At 72.0% G+C, this 21,503-nt stretch carries 22 protein-coding genes; 14 read left to right on the top strand and 8 right to left on the bottom strand.

From position 1 onward, the window contains the following. The first annotated feature begins 49 nt into the window (after nt 1-49). Nucleotides 50-796 (top strand): precorrin-6A synthase (deacetylating), encoded by a 747-nt coding sequence (gene cobF / locus ACQPZP_RS27685; protein ID WP_433472647.1) that lies wholly within the window; start codon nt 50-52, stop codon nt 794-796. 34 nt (nt 797-830) lie between these two features. Here cobF and ACQPZP_RS27690 read toward each other — a convergent pair whose 3' ends face one another. Continuing rightward, on the bottom strand, nt 831-2,282 hold the full coding sequence (locus tag ACQPZP_RS27690; protein WP_433472648.1) for an MFS transporter: 1,452 nt from the start codon (nt 2,280-2,282) through the stop codon (nt 831-833). Nucleotides 2,283-2,438: 156 nt separating this feature from the next. Between ACQPZP_RS27690 and ACQPZP_RS27695 the strand changes: the two genes are divergently transcribed. The 6 genes from ACQPZP_RS27695 (at nt 2,439) to ACQPZP_RS27720 (ending at nt 7,097) form a co-directional block, all read left to right on the top strand. Continuing rightward, entirely contained in the window at nt 2,439-2,891 is a 453-nt protein-coding gene (locus ACQPZP_RS27695) for a MarR family winged helix-turn-helix transcriptional regulator (RefSeq protein WP_433472649.1), read from the top strand. A 26-nt stretch (nt 2,892-2,917) separates the two neighbouring features. Continuing rightward, nucleotides 2,918-3,763: an LLM class flavin-dependent oxidoreductase gene (locus ACQPZP_RS27700; protein WP_433472650.1), complete on the top strand. Its 846-nt coding sequence runs from the start codon at nt 2,918-2,920 to the stop codon at nt 3,761-3,763. 116 nt (nt 3,764-3,879) lie between these two features. After that, a complete protein-coding gene (locus ACQPZP_RS27705; RefSeq protein ID WP_433472651.1) occupies nt 3,880-4,995 on the top strand; it encodes a 5-methyltetrahydropteroyltriglutamate--homocysteine S-methyltransferase in 1,116 nt (371 codons plus the stop codon). Between the two features lie 130 nt (nt 4,996-5,125). Further along, nucleotides 5,126-5,956 carry an undecaprenyl-diphosphate phosphatase gene (locus tag ACQPZP_RS27710; RefSeq protein WP_433479683.1) on the top strand — a complete coding sequence of 277 codons (831 nt, stop codon included), beginning with the start codon at nt 5,126-5,128 and terminating at the stop codon, nt 5,954-5,956. 96 nt (nt 5,957-6,052) lie between these two features. Continuing rightward, nucleotides 6,053-6,796: a dienelactone hydrolase family protein gene (locus tag ACQPZP_RS27715; RefSeq protein ID WP_433472652.1), complete on the top strand. Its 744-nt coding sequence runs from the start codon at nt 6,053-6,055 to the stop codon at nt 6,794-6,796. A gap of 13 nt (nt 6,797-6,809) precedes the next feature. Then, on the top strand, nt 6,810-7,097 hold the full coding sequence (locus ACQPZP_RS27720; RefSeq protein ID WP_433472653.1) for a DUF6295 family protein: 288 nt from the start codon (nt 6,810-6,812) through the stop codon (nt 7,095-7,097). A 51-nt stretch (nt 7,098-7,148) separates the two neighbouring features. Here the strand turns inward: ACQPZP_RS27720 and ACQPZP_RS27725 are convergent, their stop codons facing one another. From ACQPZP_RS27725 to ACQPZP_RS27735, 3 genes are all read right to left on the bottom strand, one after another. Then, a complete protein-coding gene (locus tag ACQPZP_RS27725; RefSeq protein WP_433479684.1) occupies nt 7,149-7,952 on the bottom strand; it encodes an SAM-dependent methyltransferase in 804 nt (267 codons plus the stop codon). Nucleotides 7,953-8,142: 190 nt separating this feature from the next. Then, nucleotides 8,143-9,888: a feruloyl-CoA synthase gene (locus ACQPZP_RS27730; RefSeq protein WP_433472654.1), complete on the bottom strand. Its 1,746-nt coding sequence runs from the start codon at nt 9,886-9,888 to the stop codon at nt 8,143-8,145. 140 nt (nt 9,889-10,028) lie between these two features. Further along, nucleotides 10,029-11,462 carry an amidohydrolase family protein gene (locus ACQPZP_RS27735; protein ID WP_433472655.1) on the bottom strand — a complete coding sequence of 478 codons (1,434 nt, stop codon included), beginning with the start codon at nt 11,460-11,462 and terminating at the stop codon, nt 10,029-10,031. A gap of 197 nt (nt 11,463-11,659) precedes the next feature. Between ACQPZP_RS27735 and ACQPZP_RS27740 the strand changes: the two genes are divergently transcribed. Genes ACQPZP_RS27740 through ACQPZP_RS27760 form a run of 5 tightly spaced genes read left to right on the top strand, consistent with a single transcriptional unit; the run spans nt 11,660 to nt 15,828 of the window. Further along, nucleotides 11,660-12,832: a CaiB/BaiF CoA transferase family protein gene (locus tag ACQPZP_RS27740; protein ID WP_433472656.1), complete on the top strand. Its 1,173-nt coding sequence runs from the start codon at nt 11,660-11,662 to the stop codon at nt 12,830-12,832. Next, on the top strand, nt 12,825-13,643 hold the full coding sequence (locus ACQPZP_RS27745) for a citryl-CoA lyase (RefSeq protein ID WP_433472657.1): 819 nt from the start codon (nt 12,825-12,827) through the stop codon (nt 13,641-13,643). The genes ACQPZP_RS27740 and ACQPZP_RS27745 overlap by 8 nt, the downstream gene beginning before the upstream one ends. Next, complete coding sequence (locus ACQPZP_RS27750; RefSeq protein ID WP_433472658.1) at nt 13,636-14,499, top strand: extradiol ring-cleavage dioxygenase; 864 nt, start codon at nt 13,636-13,638, stop codon at nt 14,497-14,499. Before ACQPZP_RS27745 ends, ACQPZP_RS27750 begins: the two co-directional genes overlap by 8 nt. Continuing rightward, nucleotides 14,496-14,858, top strand: a complete 363-nt coding sequence (locus ACQPZP_RS27755; protein ID WP_433472659.1) for a hypothetical protein — start codon at nt 14,496-14,498, stop codon at nt 14,856-14,858. The genes ACQPZP_RS27750 and ACQPZP_RS27755 overlap by 4 nt, the downstream gene beginning before the upstream one ends. Nucleotides 14,859-14,862: 4 nt before the next feature. Beyond that, nucleotides 14,863-15,828, top strand: a complete 966-nt coding sequence (locus ACQPZP_RS27760; RefSeq protein WP_433472660.1) for a quinone oxidoreductase family protein — start codon at nt 14,863-14,865, stop codon at nt 15,826-15,828. Here ACQPZP_RS27760 and ACQPZP_RS27765 read toward each other — a convergent pair. The 4 genes from ACQPZP_RS27765 to ACQPZP_RS27780 all read right to left on the bottom strand — a co-directional run bounded on the left by ACQPZP_RS27765 (nt 15,806) and on the right by ACQPZP_RS27780 (nt 19,015). Then, complete coding sequence (locus ACQPZP_RS27765) at nt 15,806-16,615, bottom strand: IclR family transcriptional regulator domain-containing protein (protein WP_433472661.1); 810 nt, start codon at nt 16,613-16,615, stop codon at nt 15,806-15,808. The two genes, ACQPZP_RS27760 and ACQPZP_RS27765, sit on opposite strands and share 23 nt — an antisense overlap. 104 nt (nt 16,616-16,719) lie before the next feature. After that, a complete protein-coding gene (locus ACQPZP_RS27770) occupies nt 16,720-17,172 on the bottom strand; it encodes a MaoC family dehydratase (RefSeq protein ID WP_433472662.1) in 453 nt (150 codons plus the stop codon). Nucleotides 17,173-17,228: 56 nt separating this feature from the next. Continuing rightward, a complete protein-coding gene (locus ACQPZP_RS27775) occupies nt 17,229-18,113 on the bottom strand; it encodes an amidohydrolase family protein (protein WP_433472663.1) in 885 nt (294 codons plus the stop codon). Continuing rightward, complete coding sequence (locus ACQPZP_RS27780) at nt 18,110-19,015, bottom strand: SDR family NAD(P)-dependent oxidoreductase (RefSeq protein WP_433472664.1); 906 nt, start codon at nt 19,013-19,015, stop codon at nt 18,110-18,112. The genes ACQPZP_RS27775 and ACQPZP_RS27780 overlap by 4 nt, the downstream gene beginning before the upstream one ends. Nucleotides 19,016-19,163: 148 nt before the next feature. Here ACQPZP_RS27780 and ACQPZP_RS27785 point away from each other — a divergent pair, with 148 nt between their 5' ends. Then, the gene (locus tag ACQPZP_RS27785) at nt 19,164-20,012 is read left to right on the top strand and encodes a PaaX family transcriptional regulator (RefSeq protein ID WP_433472665.1); all 849 of its coding nucleotides are present in this window, start codon (nt 19,164-19,166) and stop codon (nt 20,010-20,012) included. 109 nt (nt 20,013-20,121) lie between these two features. Beyond that, nucleotides 20,122-21,384 carry a pyridoxal phosphate-dependent aminotransferase gene (locus ACQPZP_RS27790; protein ID WP_433472666.1) on the top strand — a complete coding sequence of 421 codons (1,263 nt, stop codon included), beginning with the start codon at nt 20,122-20,124 and terminating at the stop codon, nt 21,382-21,384. Nucleotides 21,385-21,503: the final 119 nt, after the last annotated feature.

Below are 21,503 nucleotides of genomic sequence, written 5' to 3' on the forward strand. Positions count from 1 at the left end.
TGAAATCGGGCGTCAAGCCTATAGGAGACGCTCTGGCACACTTGGCCGCGTGAAGCGGCTTTCGATCATCGGGATCGGCGCGGGCGACCCCGACCACCTGACCTTCCAGGCGGCCAAGGCCATCGCCGCCGCCGACGTGTTCCTCCTCGTCGACAAGGGCGAGGCCAAGCACGACCTGGCCGGGCTCCGGCACGACCTCATCGCGGCGCACGGCCGGCACCCGTACCGGATCGTCGAGGCCCGCGACCCCGAACGCGACCGCGACGCGGCCGCCTACACCGCCGCCGTCGAGGACTGGCGCTCCCGCCGCGCGCGGATCTACGAGTCGTTCGTCCGTGACGAGCTGGGCGACGGGCAGACCGGCGCGCTCCTCGTCTGGGGCGACCCGGGCGTCTACGACAGCACCCTCGCCGCGCTGGACGAGGTCGACGCCGAGTTCGAGTGCGAGGTGATCCCGGGGATCAGCAGCGTCTCCGTCCTCACCGCCCGGCACCGCGTGGGCCTCACGCGGGTGGGACGCCCCGTCCACCTCACCACCGGCCGCCGCCTCGCCGCCGAGGGCGCCACGGCCGACGACGTCCTCGTCATGCTGGACGCGCACTGCTCGTTCGCCGGCGCGGGCGACGGCTTCCACATCTACTGGGGCGCCTACCTCGGCACGCCGGACGAGATCCTCATCTCCGGTCCGGTCGAGGAGGTCGCCGACGAGATCCGCGCGGTGCGGGCCGAGGCGCGGGCCCGCAAGGGCTGGATCATGGACACCTACCTGCTCCGCCGGGTCGCGGGCTCCGGCTGACCGTCCGGGCCGCCGCGCGACGGCCCGGACGTTGTCATGCCTTGGAGGTCGCGGGCGCCTCGCCCGGGGCGGCGGCGTGCCCGGCCGCCGGATCCGCGGGACGGCGTCCCGGGATGGTCAGCGCGATGACGCCCGCGAGGAGCGCCACGCCGCAGCCGATCAGCAGGCCGGCGCGGAAGCCGTCCTCGGACGGCAGCACGTGGCCGCCGAGATCGATGGTCAGCTGGGACAGCACGACCCCGACCACGGCCGCCGACGTCGAGGTGCCGACCGAGCGCATGAGCGTGTTGAAGCTGTTGGCCGAGGCGGTCTCCGACTGCGGCACGGCCCCCATGATCAGGGCGGGCATCGCGCCGTAGGCGAGGCCGACGCCCATACCGCAGATCGCGGTGACGATCATCAGGCCCCAGGCCGTCCCGAGCAGCACCGTGGACGATCCGTACCCGAGCGCGATCACCAGGCTTCCGGCGGCCAGGGTGACCTTCGGGCCGCGCGCGGCCGACAGCCGCGCGCCGAGCGGCGACACCGCCATCATCAGCAGCCCGGACGGCACCATCCACAGGCCGGCGGCCACCATCGACTGGCCGAGCCCGTACCCGGTCGCCTTGGGGAGCTGCAGCAGCTGCGGCACGATCAGCGACTGGGCGTACATCGAGAAGCCGATCACGACCGAGGCCGCGTTGGTGAGCAGCACCTGGCGCCGCGCGGTGACGCGAAGGTCGACCAGCGGGTCGCGGGTGCGCAGCTCCCACCAGCCCCACGCCAGCAGGACCACGACCGTGGCGGCGAAGAGCCCGATGGTCGTGCCGCTCGTCCAGCCCCAGTCGGCGCCCTTGGAGACGCCCAGCAGCAGGCACACGAGGCCGGCGCCGAGCCCGGCCGCCCCGACGATGTCGAAGCGTCCTCTGGCCCGGACCGGCGTGGCGGGCACCAGCAGCCAGATCAGCACGGCGACCAGCGTGCTCAGCGCGGCCGACCCCCAGAACAGCACACGCCAGCTCGTGTTCTCCGCGACGACCGCCGCGATCGGCAGCCCGAACGCCCCGCCGATGCCCATGGACGAGCTCAGCAGCGCGATCGAGGACCCCAGCCGCTCGGGCGGCAGCAGGTCGCGCAGCGCGCTGATGCCGAGCGGGATCATGCCCATGCCGACGCCCTGCATGCCCCGCCCGACGATCATCGGGATCAGCGAGCTCGACACGGCGCAGAGCACCGACCCGGCGATGAGCGGCACCATGCAGACCAGCAGCATCCGGCGCTTGCCGTACAGGTCGCCGAGCCGCCCGATCATCGGCATGGCCACCGCGGACGCCAGCAGCGTGGCGGTGATCACCCACGTCGCGTTCGACGCCGTGGTGTCCAGCAGCCGCGGCAGCTGAGCGATCAGCGGCACCACCAGGGTCTGCATGAACGCGGCGACGATGCCGCCCACGGCGAGCACGCCGACGATCCCGCCGGGGCGGACGGGGGGCGCTGACTCGTCCACGTGAGATTTCCCTTCTGCCGGACACAAGAATCTTGTGCACCATACATATGATGTGGTCAATACACAAGTTATGTATGGCGCATATCGCTGTGGTAGGCATGGTGCGGGCATCGAGGCGGAGCGACCCGGACCCGCACGACCGGGAGGAGGACCGGCATGGACAAGCCCACGGACCAGATCGAGTACGAGACCATGCTGCTCGGGCGGCACAGCATGGCCACCCGCCGCTCCCGCCGCGCGGGCGGCCTGCTGGAGCGGAGCGCCTACATCCTGCTCAGCCGCATCCGCATCGAGGGCCCGATGTCGATCCGGCAGCTCAGCGAGGCGTTCGACCTGGACCCCTCGACCCTCAACCGGCAGACCTCCGCCATGCTGCGGGACGGGCTGGTGGAGCGCATCCCCGACCCCGCCGGCGGCATCGCCCGCAAGTTCCGCATCACCGGCGAGGGCGAGCGGCGCCTGGACGCCGAGCGCGGCCAGATCACGGCCGGCATCGACAAGATCATGGTCGACTGGACGCCGGACGAGGTCGCCGCCTTCGCCGCCTTCCTCCAGCGCTTCAACACCGACATCGAACGCCTGGCCGGCCACCCCTGGCCCCGCCCCTGATCCGGACGGCCGGTTAGCCTGAGGCGATGCGTCTCGGTGTGAACGTCCCGAACTTCGGGCCCGGCACCGACCCCGGCGCCCTGCGGCAATGGGCGCGGACGGTCGAGGGGCTCGGATTCGACCTGCTCATGGTCTCCGACCACGTCGTGATCACGCCCGACGTCGCGGAGCAGTACCCGGCGCCGTTCTACGAGCCGTTCACCACGCTCGCCTGGCTGGCCGGCGTCACCGACCGCGTGCGGCTCGGCACCACCGTGCTGATCGTCCCGTACCGGCATCCGCTGCTCGTCGCCCGCATGGCCGCCAACCTCAACGACCTCAGCGGCGGACGGCTCGTCCTCGGCGCCGGCGTCGGCTGGGCCCGCGAGGAGTTCGCGGCGCTCGGCGTCCCGTTCCACCAGCGCGGCGCCCTGACGGACGAGTACCTTCAGACGATCCGCGCCGCCTGGGAGCACACCGGCGACTACCGCACCGCGAACATCCCCCTGTGGATCGGCGGGAACAGCGACGCCGCCCTCCGCCGGGCGGTCCACATCGGCGACGCCTGGCATCCCCTCCGCTTCACCCTGCCCTGGCTCCGCGCCGCGCTGGAGCGCCTGACGACCATCGCGGACGAGCACGGCCGTCCCGTTCCCGCCCTCCAGCCCCGCATCGCGCTCAGGCTGGCGACCTCCCCCGTGACCGGCCCGGACCGCCTCACCGGCGAGGGCACCCTCGACCAGGTGGCGGACGACCTGGAACAGCTGCGCCTGCTCGGCGCCGACACCGTCCTCCTCGACCCCTTCAACGGCGACCCGGACGAGACCCTCCGCCCCGGCGACGCCTGGCGGGACCTCGCCGCGGTCGCGGCCCTGGACATCGCCGTCCGCTGATCACCCCCCATCTTGGGCAGGTTATTGATCGCCGTTGCGGCGGTGCCTAGATTGGCTAGGGCGAAGTCCCCGCCTCGCGGAGGGAGCGAGCCGTGCCCGAAGGTACGAACCGATCCATGCGGACGGCGCCGCCGTTCCGCGCCGACCACGTCGGCAGCCTCCTGCGTCCGGCCGCGCTTCTGGCCGCCAGAGAGGACCACGCGCAGGGCCGCATCGACGCCGGGGCCCTCGCCGCTGCCGAGGACGCCGCCATCCGCGACGTCGTGCGGATGCAGCGCGAGGCCGGGCTCATGTCGGCCACCGACGGAGAGTTCCGCCGCACGTCCTGGCACATGGACTTCATCTACCGGCTCGGCGGCATCAGCCCGGCCGACGAGAAGATCAAGGTGCGCTTCCACGGTGACGCGGGCGACATCGAGTTCACCACCGCGGCCCTGCGCGTGCACGAAAGGGTCCGGCTGGAGGACACGATCTTCGGGGACCACTTCGCGTTCCTGCGGGAGACGGTCGGGGACGGCGTGACCCCGAAGCTGACGATCCCGTCGCCGAACATGGTCCACTACCGCGGCGGGCCCGCGGCGATCGACCCGGAGGTCTACCCGGACATCGAGGAGTTCTGGGACGACCTCGCCGCCGCCTACGCCGAGCAGGTCCGCCGGCTCGGCGAGATGGGCTGCCGCTATCTGCAGCTGGACGACACGAGCCTCGCCTACCTCAACGACCCCGCGCAGCGCGCCATGATCACCGAGCGGGGCGACGACGCCGAGCACCTGCACCTGCGCTACATCAGGCAGATCAACGCCGCGATCGGCGGCCGCCCCGAGGGCATGAACGTCACCACCCACATGTGCCGGGGGAACTTCCGCTCGTCCTGGACGGCCGAGGGCGGCTACGACTTCGTCGCCGAGGCCCTGTTCGGCGAGCTGAACGTGGACGGGTTCTTCCTGGAGTACGACGACGCCAGGTCCGGCGGCTTCGAGCCGCTCCGGTTCGTCCCGCCGGGCAAGATGGTCGTGCTCGGCCTGGTGACGACCAAGCGCGGCGAACTGGAGTCCAAGGACGACCTCAAGCGCCGAATCGACGAGGCCTCGCGGTTCGTCCCCCTCGACCAGATCTGCCTGTCGCCGCAGTGCGGATTCTCCTCCACCGTCGAGGGCAACGTCCTCACCGCCGACGAGCAGGCCGCCAAGCTGCGCCTCATCGCGGAGACCGCCGAGGAGATCTGGGGCTGACCCCTCCTGGAACCCCGCCTGGGTTAACGATGGATGAACTAATCCCCGGCGGCGCACGCCTTGATCAGCGGCCGGGAGTAGGCTCGCCGCGGACAGAACGCAGGTCGGGAGAGGAATCGGGTCTTTGAGCGTGATCAATGTCGGGCAGGCGATCGTCCTCGGGATCGTGGAGGGCCTGACCGAGTTCCTCCCGGTGTCCTCGACCGGCCATCTGAAGATCACCGAGGGCCTGATGGACATCCCGGTGGACGACAAGGCCGTCGTCGGGTTCACCGCGGTGATCCAGGTCGGCGCGATCGCGGCCGTCCTCGTCTACTTCTTCTCCGACATCGTCCGGATCGTGACCGCCTGGGGCCGCGGCATCGCCAAGCCGTCCGAGCGGTACCACCACGACTACAAGTTCGGCTGGTGGGTGATCTTCGCGACCGTCCCGGTCGTGATCGTCGGGGTCGCCGCCAAGGACCTTATCGAGGGCCCGCTCGCCTCGCTGTGGGTCGTCGCCGGGTCGCTGATCGGCGGAAGCGTCGTGATGTGGCTCGCCGACCGGTACGGCACGCACAAGCGCGGCGAGGACGACACGTCCCTCACCGACGCGATGCTCATCGGCTCGTCGCAGATCCTCGCGATGCTGTTCCCCGGCTTCTCCCGGTCGGGCGCCACGATGTCCACCGGCCTGCTGCTCGGCCTGGACCGGGTCGCCGCGACCCGGCTGTCGTTCTTCCTGGGCATCCCCGCGCTGACCGGCGCCGGCGTCTACGAACTGCCCAGCGCGCTGGACTCGGGCGCCGGCACGACGCCGCTGATCGTCGGCACGCTGGTGTCGTTCGTCGTCGCCTACGCCTCGATCGCCTGGCTGCTCCGGTTCGTGGCGCGGCACAGCTTCACGTCCTTCGTGATCTACCGGGTCGTCATCGGCCTGCTCCTGTTCGGTCTGCTCGGCGCGGGGACGTTGGACGCCTGAGACCAGCGGGTATGCGGGACACTGTCAAGATCCGTACGGCGTAGCGGGGCCGGGGTGCGCGCGCCGGGCCGCCGAGGAACGGAGCGTTCGACAGTCATGAACGATGCGATGTGGGCCGGGACCGTCGACATCACCGGACACGGCGACGACCGGCTTGAGGCGTACCTGGCGAGACCGCTCGGCGACGCCCCGCGCGGCGGCGTCGTGGTGATCCACCACATGCCCGGATACGACCCGGGCACCAAGGAGTTCGTCCGGACGTTCGCCGCGCACGGATACGCCGCGATCGCCCCGAACCTGTACTCGCGGGAGGGCGCGGGCGCCGGCCCGGACGACCAGGCCGCCGCCGCCCGCGCCAAGGGCGGCGTCCCCGACGAGCAGCTCGTCGGCGACGTCGCGGGGGCCGCCGCCCATCTGAACTCGCTCGACCACGCCAACGGCAGGATCGGCGTGATCGGCCACTGCTCGGGCGGGCGGCACGCGTTCCTCGCCGCCTGCGAGCTGGACATCGACGCCGCCGTCGACTGCTACGGCGCCTTCGTCGTCAACGACCCGCCCGAGGACGCCCCGACCTCCGCCAGGTCGATCGTGTCCAAGGCGCCGAACCTGTCCTGCCCGCTGCTCGGCCTGTTCGGCGAGGAGGACGGGTTCCCCGCGCCGGACGAGGTCGCCGCGCTGGACGCGGAGCTGACCAGGCTCGGCAAGGAGCACGAGTTCCACACCTATCCGGGCGCCGGGCACGCGTTCTTCGCCGTCGAGCGGCCCGCGTTCCGTCCCGCCGCCGCCAAGGACGGCTGGGCGAAGATCTTCGCCTTCTACGGCCGCCACCTGAGCGCCTGAGAGGAGTCCCCGCATGTGCACCTACCAGACCGTCAAGGTCGAGCTGGACGGAGCGGCGAAGGGCGCGAACGGCTGGTTCACGCTCACCGACGGCGCGGTCTACGTGGACCACCCGTACCACGCCTGCCACGAGCACACGGTGAACATCGACTTCACGAACCCGGGCGACGGGCCGTCCGCGCGCGTCGCGGTCGAGCTGACGGAGGAGTCGGCGCTCGCGCTGGTCGAGGCCATTCAGCGGGCCCTCGCCGCCGCCCCGCCCGGCCTCGCCTCCGCCGGACGGCGCGCGGGCGCCGCATGACGGTGCCCGGGTGACGCGGTGCCCTGGCCGCGTCTCCCGGCGCGGACGGGGTCAGGGCTTGCGGCCGACCGCCGCGTATCCGTCGACCGGGTCGGGGAGCAGGTCGGGGTGGACGGGCCGCCACTCCACGATCGGGACGAGCCCCGGCTCCACCAGGTCCAGCCCCCGGAAGAACCGGCCGATCTGCTCCACGGTCCGGATCGTCATCGGGTTCGTGCCCGGCGCCTCGTTCCACATGCGGACGCCCTCGTCCGTCCGCTCGCCGTGCACCACGTTCGTCGACCCGTACAGCGCGAGATAGGACCCGGACGGCAGCGCCCCCACCAGCCGGTCGACGATCGCGTTCGCCTCGTCGTGGTCGGGTACGAACTCCAGGATCCCCATCAGCATCAGCGCGATCGGGCGGCCGAAGTCCAGGGTCCCGGCGGCCCGCTCGATGATCGTGTCCGGGTCGCGGACGTCGGCGTCCAGGTAGTCGGTGGCGCCCTCCGGGCTGGAGGTCAGCAGAGCGCGGGCGTGCGCGAGGACGAGCGGGTCGTTGTCGACGTAGACGACCCGCGACCCGGGTGCGGCCCGCTGGGCGACCTCGTGGGTGTTGTCGGCGGTGGGCAGACCGGTGCCGATGTCGAGGAACTGGCGGACCCCGGCGTCCCCGGCGAGATGGGCGACGGCGCGGTTGAGGAACTGCCGGGACTGGACGGCCAGCCGGTCGATCTCCGGCAGCACCCGCCTGACCTGGTCGCCCATTTCCCGGTCGACCGGATAATTGTCCTTTCCGCCGAGCAGATAGTTCCAGATCCGGGCGGCCTGCGGCACTTCTGTGTTGATTTCCGGCTCTTCGGTCACGCTTTGAATCTGGCACAGCTTCCGGCGGTGCGGGAGCCCTATCCGGTCTCCAGTATCGCGCCCAGGCCGTCGACGGCCGGCCTGGACCGCAAATGCAGACCGGTGATGTCGAGTCCTCCGGCCGAGGCCGAGCGGTGCGCCCCCGCGCGACATCGCGTTCGCGCTCCGACGGGCGGGTCCGGCGCCGGGGCGGTACCGCCTACCCGGGCGGGTAGGGCAGCACGACCTCGGCGGGGGCGGGGTCGGTGTGCAGGAGTTCCACCAGGTGGGCACGCCGGTCGCGGACGGCGCGCTGGTTGACGTAGCCCTTGTCGGTGATCTCGCCGTCCGCCAGCGACGCCGCGTCGTCCAGGACGAGGAGCCGGGCGATCCTGCGGGACGCCCCCGCCTCGCCGTCGTTCAGCCGGTGCAGCGCCTCGCCGAGAGCGGCGCGGACGTCCGGGCAGGCCGCCGCCCTCGCCGGGTTCAGCCAGACCAGCGCGCCGACGGAGCCGGTGTCGTGGCCGGTCAGCACCGCGTCGGAGACCAGCCCGCCGCAGGCGCTCAGGAGCGCGGACTTCAGCGTGCCCGCGCTGACCCAGGTCCCGCTGGACAGCTTGAAGTCCTCGCTGATGCGGCCGTCGAACACCAGTCCCCTGCCGGGGTCGGCGCCGTCCACCATCCGGACGGCGTCGCCGGTGCGGTAGTAGCCGTCCTCGTCGAACGCCTCCCGGGTCCGCTCCGGATCGTCGAGGTAGCCGGGGGTGACCGACGGGCCCTTGACGCGGATCTCCAGCTTCGGCCCGACCGGCGCCAGCTTGATCGAGACGCCCGGGAGCGGGACGCCGATGCAGTCGCTGCGCCCGGACGCGAAGTACGCCGAGGTCGCCCCCGGTGCGGTCTCCGTCGCCCCCCAGGAGGTCGTCATCGGCGCGGAGGACCCGGCGGACGCCGCGACCTTGGCGATGCCGTCCCACACCTGCTGCGGCAGCGCGGCGCCGGCGTAGAAGACGTAGCGCATCCGGGAGAAGAACGCGGCGGCGAACTCCGGGTCGGACTCCAGATGCGGCAGGAGCGAGGCGTACCCGGCGGGCACGTTGAAGTAGACGGTCGGGCGAACGTCGGCGAGGTTGCGGACGGTCCGCCTCACCAGGTCGGGGCCGGGACGCCCGTCGTCGACGTAGAAGGTGCCGCCGTTGGCGAGGGCGAGGCCCATGTTGTGGTTGCCGCCGAACGTGTGGCTCCACGGCAGCCAGTCGAGCAGGACCGGCGGCTCGCCGGCGAGGAACGGCCAGATCCGCCGGAGCATCCGCTGGTTCGCGCACAGCATCCGGTGCGTGTTGATCACGCCCTTGGGCCGGCCCGTCGAGCCCGAGGTGAAGAGGATCTTGGCGATGGTGTCCGGGCCGACCCGCCCGGCGTGCTCCTCGACCCGGCGGGTGGGCTCGGCCGCCGCCCACTCCCGGAAGGCGTCGCGTCCGGCGAGGGCCGTCCCGCCGGCCGCTTCCAGGGCGGGGGCGTAGCCGTCCGCGTCGTCGGCGAACACCACGGCGGGTCTCGTCAGCGCGGCCATGGCGCGGAGCCTGCCGTGGCCGGCGTCCAGCAGGGAGTACGCCGTGCTGACCGGGACGGCGGGCGAGCCGATCGTGTAGCAGGCGAGCGTCAGCAGCAGATGCTCCACGGAGTTGCCCGAAAGGATCATCACCGGGCGGCCGGACGCGCCGCGGTCGAGCAGCGCCTGCGCGAGACCGTCCGCCATGCGGCGCGCCTGGCCGTACGTCACGCGCCGCCAGTCGTCCCCGTCGCGGTCGGCGACGAGGAGGCGGCCGGGATGGGCGTCCGCGGCGCTCCGGAACAGCTCCGCCATGCTCGCGGCGTACGGGCCGAGCGGCAGCGCCGACTCCAGGACGATCGAGCCGTCCGCGCGCCGCTCGGCGAGCGTGCTCGGCGTGGCGAACAGATCCATGGCTCACCTCGGTCCGGATCGGGCGTGACGTGGACGTCTCCGTGCGGCCTCAGCCAGAAGCTATACAAATTCTTTGAGGCACATCAAGAGAATGTCGAGTCTCTGTACCGGATCCGGACGTGCGGTTTGCCGAGGCCGGGTCAGCGGGTGTGCGTGGAGGCGCTGCGATACTCGGTGTAGGTGTAGGGGTTGTCGAGGATCTTCGTCTCGGGGACGTCGGGGTACATGCCCTTCCGCCACTCCTCCTCCCCCATCGAGGAGCGCAGGTGCTCCACCGTGGCCTCGATCTCGCGGCGGGCGGCGCCGAGGTCCACGCCCACGAGGCGGTGGTCGTGCTTGACGACGCGCCCGTTCACGACGACGGTGTGGACGTCCCCGCGCTGCGCCTGGAACGCGACGTGCCCGTAGGGGTTGAGGACCGGGAACGAGACCGGCGAGTCGTCGTTCTTGATCAGCACGACGTCGGCCTTCTTGCCGGGTTCGAGGCTGCCGAGGTCGTCGCGGCCGAGCGTCCGGGCGCCGCCGCGGGTGGCCCATTCGACGACCTGGTCGGCGCGCAGGCTGCAGTGCGTGACGGTGTCGCCCTGGTCGTGCGCCTCCAGGTGCATGCGGCAGCGGTCGGCGCCGAGCGTGGTCCGCATGGCGGAGAAAAGGTCGCCGCTCCACCACACGCTCGTGTCCATCGACAGCGACACCGGGATGTCGTGCGTGCGCAGGACCCAGGTGGGCGGGTAGCCCTGCCCCGCGCTCTGCTCGCTCTCGGTCGAGACGGAGATGGAGCCGCCGGTGGCGGCGATGCGGTGGTAGGAGTCCGCGGACAGGGACGCGGCGTGCACGTACACGGTCTCGGGCGTCATGAACCCGTGGTCGTGCATCTGCTTGATGCCCTCGTCGCTGGTCGCGCCCCAGACCCCGGCGTGGGTGGTGACGGGGACGCCGAGGTCGCGGGCGACCTCGAAGGCGGGTTTCTCCGGGAAGGACGGGTCGCCGAGCACGTCGAACGCGATCTGGAAGCCGAGCATGTCGCCGCCGATGAGCTTGCCGGCGAAGGCACGGAACTCGGGCGTCCCGGTCCACTCGGCGGGCGGCGCCTGGATGTTGCCGTAGGCGAGGACGAACCTTCCCCGCACCGAGCGGAGCGCGTCCACGGCGGCGTCAGCGTGGTCGAGGGTCTGCAGGCCGTGCGACCAGTCGACGACCGTGGTCACGCCCGCGTCGAGCGCCTCCAGCGCGGCGAGCACGTTCCCGGCGTGGACGTCGTCGGGGCGGAACCGCTTGCCGTGCTCCAGGTAGTACCAGACGAAGTACTGGGTCAGGGTCCAGTCGGCGCCGTAGCCGCGCATCGCGGTCTGCCACATGTGACGGTGGGTGTCGATCATGCCGGGCATGACGATGCCGCCGGACGCGTCGATCTCGGCGGCGCCGTCCGGGACCGGCAGATCGGGGCCGACCGCGGCGATCCTGTCGCCCTCGACGAGGACGTCGGCGCGGTCGAGGACCTCGCGCCCGTCGGTCATCGGCAGGACGGTGCCGCCGCGCAGCACCAGGGGACGCCCAGGCTCGAACTCGCTCATCGCTCGCACTCCTCGTCCTCGGGACACGACCGCCGGAAGCATTCACGGACTGTTGTCCGTTCTACGGTCACGCTTGCATGTCGCCCACTCTCGTCACCGGTGGTCAGAGTGTCAACCGGTTGACCGGGCGGGAAGGCGCCGTGCCAGAATCGGAATGACGGACGACCGTCCGTCCAACGGACGAGCGAGGGAGCCGGATGACGGACACCCAGCGCGGCGGGCCGCTGTCAGGGGTGCTGGTGGCGGACTTCTCCCGCATCCTGGCCGGGCCCTACGCGACGATGCTGCTCGCCGACCTCGGCGCCGACGTCGTGAAGGTGGAGGGCCCGAAGGGCGACGACACCCGGTCGTGGACGCCGCCGGAGCGCGGCGGCGTGTCCACCTACTACCTGGGCGTCAACCGGGGCAAGCGCTCGATCGCGCTGGACCTGCGGGACGAGGACGACCTGGCGGCCGGGTGGGAGCTGGCGCGCCGCGCCGACGTCCTGATCGAGAACTTCAAGCCGGGCGGCCTCGCGCGGTTCGGGCTCGACTACGACTCGGTGCGCGCCGCCAACCCGGGCATCGTCTACAGCTCGATCACCGGTTTCGGGTCGGGTGCGGGACGGCACGTCCCCGGGTACGACCTGATGGTGCAGGCGATCTCCGGGCTGATGAGCCTCACCGGCGACCCGGAGGGCCCGCCGTACCGGGCGGGCATCTCCGTGTTCGACGTGATGGCGGGCAACCACGCCGCGATCGGGATCCTGGCGGCGCTGCGGCACCGGGACGCGACCGGCGAGGGCCAGCACGTCGAGGTGAACCTGCTGTCGTCGGCGCTGACCGGCCTCGTCAACCACAGCTCCGCCTACGTCGCCGGCGGCACCGTCCCGTACCGGATGGGCAACGCGCACCCGAGCGTGTTCCCCTACGAGCCGCTGCCGACCGCCGACAACGACCTGATCGTCACGGCGGCGAACGACGGGCAGTTCCGGAGGCTGTGCGAGGTGCTCGGCATCCCGGACGTCCCGGACGATCCGCGGTTCGCGACCAACGCCGACCGGACGGCCAACCGGGCGGAACTGCGGCCGATCCTGGTCGAGCGGCTCGCCCGGCGCGGCGCGGTCGAGTGGTTCGAGCTGCTGGTGGAGGCGGGCGTGCCGAGCGGGCCGATCAACACGATCGACGGCGGGTTCGCGATGGCCGAGCGGTTCGAGCTGGACCCGGTCGTGGTGGTCGGCGAGGGCGACCACGCGGTGCCGACCACCCGGCATCCGATCCGCTTCTCACGGACGCCCGTGGACTACCGGCTGCCGCCGCCCGAGCTGGACGAGCACGGCGCCGAGCTGCGCAAATGGCTGTCCGAGCCGGAGGAGGGCCGCCGTGGCTGAGCCGCGCGAGTACCCGACGGCGCTGGGCGCGTCCAGCCGGGAGACGATCACGCTGCTGGGGCACGACCTGGCCCGGGACGTCATGGGCGAGGTCGGGTTCGGCGAGCTGGCGTTCTGGCTGGCGGCACAGCGGCGCCCCTCGCCCGGGGAGACGCGGGTGTTCGAGGCCGTCCTCGCAGCGCTCGCCGACCACGGCTTCACCCCGACGGCGATCGTCACCCGGCTGACGTACCTGTCGGCACCCGACTCGGTCCAGGGCGCCCTGGCCGCCGGGCTGCTCGGCGGCGGCTCCCGGTTCCTCGGCGTCACCGAGGACACAGGCCGCTTCCTCCACGACGTGCTGACCTCGGTGGACGGTGGACCTCCGTCCGACGCCGAGGGGTGGGACGCGCTGGCGCTGAAGACCGTCCAGGCCGAGAGACAGGCCAGGCGGTTCGTGCCGGGCCTGGGCCACCACGTGCACAAGGACGGCGACCCGCGCACGCCGCGGCTCATGGAGATCGCCACCGAGGAGGGCCTGTTCGGGCCGCACCTCTCGCTGTTCGCCGCCATCGGGCGCGTCCACCCCGAGGTGCTGGGCCGGACGCTGCCGCTGAACGGCGCCGGGGTGTGCGGCGCCGCGCTCGCCGACCTCGGGCTGCCGCTGGAGCTGCTGCGCGGGTTCGCGCTGCTCGCCCGCACCGCCGGGCTGATCGGCCAGCTCGCCGAGGAGCTGCGCCATCCCGTCGGCAACGAGATCTTCCTGTCGGTCGACCTCAACAACCGGTCCGTCGCCCCCGACCCCTACACCCCCGGAGACCGTCATGGCTGAACTGGTCGCTGTGATCGCTTCGACCCACCACCCCTTCTACCACCGCGCCAGCACGGCGACCGGCGAGGACCGCCCCGACTTCGCCGACGAGTGGGTCCGCAAGGTCGAGGCGTTCCGCGAGACGCTGACCAAAGCGCGGCCGGACGTCCTGGTGATGGTCGGCTCCGACCACTTCCACCAGCTGTGGCTGGACAACATGCCGCAGTTCCTCATCGGCAAGGCGCCGTTCTACGACGCGAACTGGTACAACGAGGAACGCGAGTTCGGCCTGCCGAGGATGGTGCTCAAAGGGCAGGAGGACCTGTCGGCGTACCTGCTGCGCGAGGGCCTGGACGCCGGCTTCGACCTGGCCTTCTCCAACGAGCTGCGCATCGACCACTCGATCACGTGCCCGATCATCACGCTGCGGCCGCAGAACGACCTGCCGATCGTCCCCGTCTACACCAACATCTTCGCGCCGCCGCTGCCGCGGCCCAAGCGGTTCGTCCAGCTCGGCCGGACCATCCGGGAGCTGGTCGAGTCGTGGCCGGACGACCGGCGGGTCGCGGTGATCGGCACCGGCCACCTGTCGCTGGAACTGGGCGGGCCGCGCCAGTTCGGCCCGCACGGGCCCGATCCCGAGTTCGACGCGAAGGCCGTGGAGTGGATCTCCTCCGGCGACATCGAGGGCTGCCTCTCGGAGGTGACGCTCGACAGCCTGCACGCGCCCGGCAACGCCACCCACGGGTTCATGGACTTCATGCTGATGATGGGCGTCGCGGGCGAGGGCCGGAAGGCCGACTACGTCGACACCTACGACCTGTTCCACACGATGGAGGCCTACTTCACGTGGTACCCGAACGGAGCCGGCCAGTGAGCAAGTACCTGCTGAACAAGTTCCTCTACACCGTCGACCGCGACCCGGAGCTCGTCGAGCGGTACCGGGACGAGCCCGAGGCGACCGTCGCATGGTGGGAAGAAGAACAGGCCAACCGCATCATCAACTGCCACGGCTGCGAGTCGAGCACCTGGCTGCGGTTCGACGACACCGAGCGGGCCGCGCTCGCCGGGCACGACTACCCGAAGCTGTTCGAGCTGGGCGCGCACCCGTTCCTGACGCTCACGCTGTTCATCGCGATGTTCGAGCGCGACCACGACGAGCCGCTCGGCTTCCAGCTGGAGTACGCGCGGCGGATCTCGCACTTCTCGCTCCCCTACCCCGACATCGCGACCTGAGCCGATGCGCGCCGCCGAGATCAGAGAGCCGGGCCGTCCGCCGGTGGTGGCGGAGCGGGAGCCGCCCGTGCCCGGGGACGGCGAGGTGCTCGTGGACGTCCTCGCCGCGCCGATCACACCGCTCGATCTGCTGTGCGCGAGCGGGACGTCCTACTTCGGGACACCCGCGACGCCGTACGTCCCGGGTGTTCAAGGCGTGGGAACCGTCGACGGCCGGACGGTCTGGTTCCCGAGCCAAGCCGGGATGGCGCCGGGCGACGGGAGCATGGCCGAGGTCGCGGCCGTCCCGGAGGATTCCCTCGTCGAGCTGCCGGACGGCGCCGACCCGTTGCAACTGGCGGCGCTCGGCCTGTCGGCGGTCGCCGCGCACATGGCACTGAGCTGGCGCGGCGAGCTGGTCGCCGGCGAGCAGGTCGTGGTGCTGGGAGCGGGTGGCGTGGTGGGTCAGGCCGCCGCCCAGCTCGCGCGCACGGCGGGCGCGCGGCGGGTCGTCGCGGGCGCGCGATCGCCGGGCGCGCGGGAACGGGCGGAGCGGGCCGGTGCCGACGCCGTCGTCGCCCTCGACACCGGGGACGTCGCCGAGCTGGCGCGGCGGTTCGCCGACGCGGCCGACGGGCCGGTCGATCTCGTGCTCGATCCGCTGTTCGGGGCCCCGGCGGCGGCCGCGGCGCGGACACTGCGTCCCGGCGGGCGGCTGGTCAACCTCGGGAGTTCCGCGGGCGAGACGTGCCCGATCGAATCGTCCACCATCCGCGGGAAGTCGCTGCGGCTGCTCGGGTACACCAACAACGAGCTGACGGCGGAGCAGCGGGCGGCGGCGGTCGCGTTCGTCGCGGCGGAGGCCGCGGCCGGGAGGCTGGCCGTCGTGCACGAGACCGTGCCGCTGGAGGACGCGGCGGCGGCGTGGCGCCGTCAGGGCGAGGGGACGGCGGCGGGGCGGATCGTCCTCACCCCGCGCCCGCCCGGGTGACCTGCGGGACGGTCTCCAGCCGGGCGAAGTCGGCACTGATCTCCCCCGCCGTGTGCAGGAGCATCGGGAGGTACTCCTCCAGCAGCCGTTCGACCGGCGTCTCGGCGGCATGGGTGTTGACGTTGATGCCCGCGATGACCTTGCCGGAGCCGTCCCGCAGCGGCGCCGCCACCGACCGGATGCCGCGCGCGAGCTGCTCGTCCGTCAGCGCCCATCCGCGCGCCCGGACCTCGCGCAGTTCCGCGTCCCGCTCCCGCTTGGCGAGCGGGACGCGCGGCTCCAGGCCGGAGCGGGTCGGCTCGGCGAGGATCTCGTCGACCTCGGCGGGGTCGAGCGCGGCGAGCTGGACCTTGCCGAGCGAGGTCTGCATGGCCGGGAACCGCGTGCCGATCTGCACCGCCAGCGCGACGATCTTCGGGACGGCGACGCGGGCGACGTAGACGATGTCGGAGCCGTCGAGCTGCGCGATCGAGCACGACTCGTTCGTCCTGGCCACGAGCCTTTCCATGTGCGGGCGCGCGACCTCCCACAGGCCCATCGAGCGGACGTAGGCGACGCCGAGGTCCAGGACCCGCGGGGTGAGCGCGTAGCCGCCGTCGTCCACCCGCACGTAGCCGAGCTCCCGCAGCGTGAGCAGGATGCGGCGGGCGGTCGGCCGGGCCAGGCCGGTCGCCTCCGCCACCTGCGCGAGCGACATCACCGGACGCCGCGCCTCGAAGGCGGTGATGACGTCGAGGCCCCGGGCCAGCGCCTCGATGAAATCAGGTCCGGTGCCTTCCCGTGGCATCGATCTTCCCCTCGCCGCCGTCCCTCAGGGTGTCCATCATACGGACAACTGACCGGACGACCGCGGCCCGTTCTGCAGCCCGCGTGCGGCGTTCCGGCGGGGGTCTACGGGTAGAAGCGGAAGACCGGCTGGAGGACGCAGGCGGGCTTGGCGCCGTTCTCGATCTCCACGACGAGATCGGCGGTGACCTGGAGGCCGCCGGAGACGTCCGACACGTCGGTGAGCGTCCCGGAGAGGCGGATGCGGGAGCCGGCCGGGACGGGGGCCGGGAACCGCACCTTGTTCAGGCCGTAGTTGACCTTGGTCGTGACGCCCGTGACGTCGAGCAGCTCCGTCCAGAGCGGGATGACCAGCGACAGCGTCAGGTAGCCGTGCGCGATCGGGCCGCCGAAGGGGCCGGCCTTGGCCCGCTCGGGGTCGACGTGGATCCACTGGTGGTCGCCGGTGGCGTCGGCGAAGGTGCCGATGCGGGCCTGGTCCACCTCCAGCCAGCGGCTGGTGCCGAGCGAGCCGCCCGCCAGGCTCTTAAGGTCCGCGAACGCGACGGTCGTGCTCATGCCTTCTCCTTTCGTGGGTGGGGGGACGACCCCCCGCACCCCCCGGTTCGCTTCGCTCAGGCAACACCGCGCAGGCGCAGGGCCCGCACGGCGTTGTCCTTGAGGATCTTGGGCCGGACGGCCGGTTTGATCTCCAGCTTCGCGAAGTCGTCCCGCCACCGGTCCGGGGTGATGACCGGGTAGTCGGAGCCGAACAGCACCTTGTCCTGGAGCAGGCTGTTGGCGTACCGGACGAGCTGCGGCGGGAAGTACTTGGGCGACCAGCCGGACAGGTCGATGTAGACGTTCGGCTTGTGCGTGGCGACGGCGAGGGCCTCGTCCTGCCAGGGGAACGACGGGTGCGCCATGATGATCGTCAGGTCGGGGAGGTCCACGGCGACGTCGTCCAGCAGCATCGGGTTCGACAGGCCGAGCCGGATCCCTCCGCCGCCCGGCATGCCCGCGCCGATCCCCGTCTGCCCGGTGTGGAACAGGGCCGGAACGCCGTGCTCGGCCGCGACCTCCAGCAGCGGGTAGGCGCTGCGGTCGTTGGGCGCGAAGCCCTGCAGTGACGGGTGGAACTTGACGCCGCGCACGCCGCGCTGCTCGATCAGGCGGCGGAGCGTCCGGGCGCCCGCGCGTCCCTTCGCGGGGTCGATGCTCGCGAAGGGGATGAGCACGTCGGCGTGCTCGGCGGCCCGGTCGGCGATCTCCTCGTTCGAGATCGCCGGATGCCCGGTGGCGTTCTCGATGTCGACGGTGAACACGACCGCCGCCAGGTGGCGCTCGCGGTAGTAGGCCGCGATCTCGTCGATCGTGGGAGTGCGGTCGGCGTCCGCGCCGAAGTACTTCGCGGACGCCTCCATGAACTCGTCCGGCAGTGAGAGATGCCCGTGCAGGTCCGACTCCACGTGGACGTGGACGTCGATGGCCTCCAGGGCGTCCAGGTCGAGGCCGCTCATCGGGGCGCCTCCGGCAGGTTCTCCCCCACGCTCTGCTCGTGCTCGGCGAAGACCGTCGGCCAGGCGTCGGCGATGTCGTCCGCGCCCCAGCCGCCGTCCCGGTAGGCGGCGACGGCCTGGGTCGGATGCGTCCACAGCGAGAGCCGGTCGCCGCCGACGCCGACGGCCTGCCCGGTGATGCCGGACGCGGCGTCCGAGGCGAGGAACGCCACGAGCCCGGCGGCGTCCTCGGGCGTGCCGAAGGCGAGGGCGCGGCGGGCGAACGGCGGCATCTCCCGTCCGTCCCGCATCGCCTCCACGTACGGGGCGAGCGCGGGGATCGTCTCGGTCATCGCGGTCGCGGCGACGGGGACGATCGCGTTCACCGTCACGTTCGCGCGCGCCAGCTCCATCGCCCAGGTGCGGACGAAGCCGATGATCCCGGCCTTGGCCGCCGAGTAGTTCGTCTGGCCGAAGTTGCCGCGCTGACCGGCCGGGGAGCCGACCAGGATGAGCCGGCCGCCCTCGCCCTGCTCGCGGAACCGCACCGCCGCCGCGCGGGCGCAGGTGAAGCTGCCCTTCAGATGGACTCCGACGACGGTGTCGAAGTCGTCGTCGGTCATCTTCCACAGCACCCGGTCGCGCAGGACGCCGGCGTTGGTCACCATCACGTCGAGCCGGCCGAACTCCGCCACGGCCCGGGCGACCAGGCCGTCCGCCGCCTCGGACGTGCCGATCGCGGCGGCGTGCGCGACGGCCCGCCCGCCCGCGTCGCCGATCCGCTTCGCCGCGGCCTCGGCGGTGGCGGCGTCCACGTCGTTGACCACGACGGCCGCGCCGGCGCGGGCGAGTTCCCCGGCGTAGGCGAGGCCGAGGCCGCGCCCTGCTCCGGTGACCACCGCCACCTTCCCGTTCAGCTCCATTGGCACCTTCCCGATCCGGTCCTTACCCCTCCGAAGCTAGATTCTGATTTGTCGCGCGTCAAGATTTAATCGAATAAGCTGGGTTCCGGCCGGGCGGCGCCGCGGCATGGTGTGATGGCCACCGGTGACGACCACGGGAAGGACGGGCATGACCGCCGAGCAGGACGCGTCCCCCGGCGCACGGCCGCGCCGGCGGGCGCCGCAGCAGCTGCTGTTCAGTTTTCTCGGATCGCTCGTCCTCGACCGCGGATACCCGCCGATCAGCTCGCGGGTCTTCCTGAACCTGCTGGACGACCTCGGGGTGGCGGAGGCGGCGGCCCGCGCCACGCTCGCGCGGATGACCCGCAAGGGGCTGCTCGCCCGCACCCGGGAGGGGCGCACGGCGCGGTTCTCGCTCACCCCGTGGGCCGAGGACCTGCTGCGCGAGGCCACCCCCCGGGTCGACTCGCCGGCGCCGTTCACCCACCCGGGCGGCGAGTGGACGCTGCTCAGCTACTCCATGCCGGAGAGCCGCCGCGACCTGCGCCACCAGATCCGCGCCCGGCTGATCTGGGCGGGCTTCGGCGGGCTGCGGGACGGGCTGTGGATCGCGCCCGGCCGGGTCGACATCGACGCGATCTTCGCCGGGCCGGAGTTCGCCGGGTTCGCGGACCTGGCCGACGCGTTCTACTCCGTCCCGGTGGAGGGCACCGACGTGCCGCGGCTGCTGCACCGCGCGTGGGACGTGGCGGCGATCCGCGCCGAGCACGAATCGTTCCTCGCCACCTGGACACCGGACCGGGAGCGGCGCGGACGTCCGCTGACCCGGCTGACCCTGCTCGGCGCCGACTGGCTGCAGCTGCTGCGCACCGACCCCGGCCTGCCCGCCGAGCACCTTCCGGACGGCTGGCCCGCGGCCGCGTCAACAGCCCTGTACCGAGAACGGTTCGGCACGCTCGAACCGGACGCGACCGAGCAGCTCCGCAGGCTCCTCCGCGACGACGCCGGGCGCCGCTGAACCCGGGTCGGATCCGGCGCGTACCCCTGGGGCGACGGGCCACACCCCCACCGGAAGACGTCGTCCGCCCTCCGGCGCGGCGGGCGTCCCCTGCGCGAGGAGCACATCCGTGTCAACGGACTCGATCGATCCGGGCCTGCTGCGCAAGAACGCGCACAGTCCGTCCTTCTTCGCCCTCCAGCGGGCCTCGTCCGGGCGTCAGGACCTGGTCGACTTCTGCATCCCGTGCAACCCGTACTTCCCGACGCCGGGGATGTTCACCCAGCTGGCGGGCTCGCTGGAGCACATCCTGAAGTACTACCCGAGCGACGCCGACACGATCACCGCCGAGCTGTGCGCCACGCTCGGGCACAACCCGCAGACGGTCGTGATGGGCAACGGGTCGACCGAGCTGATCACCTGGATCGACCACCTGCTGGTCCGGGAGAGCCTCGCCACGCCGATCCCGACGTTCGGCCGGTGGACGGACCAGCCGATGGAGACCGGCAAGCGGGTCGACATGTTCCAGCTCCACGAGCTGCGCGGCTTCGAGTTCGACGTGGACGCGTTCGTGCAGTTCGTCCGGGCGCGCGGATCGCGGGTCGCGGTGGTCTGCAATCCCAACAACCCCGACGGCGGGTACGTCCCGCGGCGCGAGATCGTCCGGCTGCTGGACTGCCTCATCGACCTGGACCTGGTCGTGGTGGACGAGTCGTTCCTGGACTTCGTGGACGCCGAGGCGCACACCAGCGTCGCCGACGAGGCCCGCATCCGGCCGAACGTCATCGTGCTGAAGAGCCTCGGGAAGAACTTCGGCCTGCACGGCATCCGGTTCGGCTACATGGTCGCCAACCCGGCGCTGGCGCAGACCGTCCGGGTGGCGCTGCCGAAGTGGAACCTCAACTCCTTCGCCGAGGTCGTCGTGTTCCTGCTGCGCGAGCACGGCGCCGAGTACCGGGAGAGCCTGCGGCTGCTGGCCCGCGACCGGCTGCTGATGTCCCAGCAGCTCGCGGCGCTGCCGGGACTCAAGGTCTTCCCGTCCCAGGGCAACTTCGTGATGGTCAAGCTGCCGGACGGCAAGGACGGCGTCGGGCTGCGCGACCATCTGATCGCCCACCACGGGGTGTTCGTCCGCGAGTGCGGCAACAAGCTCGGCTCGACGAGCCAGTTCCTGCGGCTCGTCGTCCGGCCGCAGACGGACGTCCAGCGGCTGCTGATCGGGCTCGGCTCCTACCTGTACGGGGCCCCCGCCGAGCCCGCGCCCGACAACGTGGTGTCCCCAGGTCACAGATGGGGCGAGAGCGCGGTCACCGGAAGCGAGCCGGACCTGAGCCACTTCCCCGAGACGCTGCATGCCGAGACACGTCCCGAGGATTTCCGCGCGGCCATTTAAGGAAAGGCCGAAAAGGGGTAGCCGGGTAAGTCGCCGGGGTGATCTGGCGGCGCGGACACGGCGCGCCGTACGTTGGCAGGGTTGCTCATCCGGAGCCCGCCTCCGACGGCGCTCCGACC

Source organism: Spirillospora sp. CA-142024, from assembly GCF_050942325.1.
In the GTDB taxonomy this organism is placed as follows: domain Bacteria; phylum Actinomycetota; class Actinomycetes; order Streptosporangiales; family Streptosporangiaceae; genus Spirillospora.

Coding starts and splice junctions, on each gene's coding strand:
- ACQPZP_RS27715 (WP_433472652.1), top strand. CDS start 6,053: ATGAACGATGCGATGTGGGCCGGGACCGTCGACATCACCGGACACGGC.
- ACQPZP_RS27785 (WP_433472665.1), top strand. CDS start 19,164: ATGACCGCCGAGCAGGACGCGTCCCCCGGCGCACGGCCGCGCCGGCGG.
- ACQPZP_RS27750 (WP_433472658.1), top strand. CDS start 13,636: ATGGCTGAACTGGTCGCTGTGATCGCTTCGACCCACCACCCCTTCTAC.
- ACQPZP_RS27700 (WP_433472650.1), top strand. CDS start 2,918: ATGCGTCTCGGTGTGAACGTCCCGAACTTCGGGCCCGGCACCGACCCC.
- ACQPZP_RS27770 (WP_433472662.1), bottom strand. CDS start 17,172: ATGAGCACGACCGTCGCGTTCGCGGACCTTAAGAGCCTGGCGGGCGGC.
- ACQPZP_RS27775 (WP_433472663.1), bottom strand. CDS start 18,113: ATGAGCGGCCTCGACCTGGACGCCCTGGAGGCCATCGACGTCCACGTC.
- ACQPZP_RS27780 (WP_433472664.1), bottom strand. CDS start 19,015: ATGGAGCTGAACGGGAAGGTGGCGGTGGTCACCGGAGCAGGGCGCGGC.
- ACQPZP_RS27695 (WP_433472649.1), top strand. CDS start 2,439: ATGGACAAGCCCACGGACCAGATCGAGTACGAGACCATGCTGCTCGGG.
- ACQPZP_RS27740 (WP_433472656.1), top strand. CDS start 11,660: ATGACGGACACCCAGCGCGGCGGGCCGCTGTCAGGGGTGCTGGTGGCG.
- ACQPZP_RS27720 (WP_433472653.1), top strand. CDS start 6,810: ATGTGCACCTACCAGACCGTCAAGGTCGAGCTGGACGGAGCGGCGAAG.
- ACQPZP_RS27735 (WP_433472655.1), bottom strand. CDS start 11,462: ATGAGCGAGTTCGAGCCTGGGCGTCCCCTGGTGCTGCGCGGCGGCACC.
- ACQPZP_RS27760 (WP_433472660.1), top strand. CDS start 14,863: ATGCGCGCCGCCGAGATCAGAGAGCCGGGCCGTCCGCCGGTGGTGGCG.
- ACQPZP_RS27765 (WP_433472661.1), bottom strand. CDS start 16,615: ATGCCACGGGAAGGCACCGGACCTGATTTCATCGAGGCGCTGGCCCGG.
- ACQPZP_RS27705 (WP_433472651.1), top strand. CDS start 3,880: ATGCGGACGGCGCCGCCGTTCCGCGCCGACCACGTCGGCAGCCTCCTG.
- ACQPZP_RS27730 (WP_433472654.1), bottom strand. CDS start 9,888: ATGGATCTGTTCGCCACGCCGAGCACGCTCGCCGAGCGGCGCGCGGAC.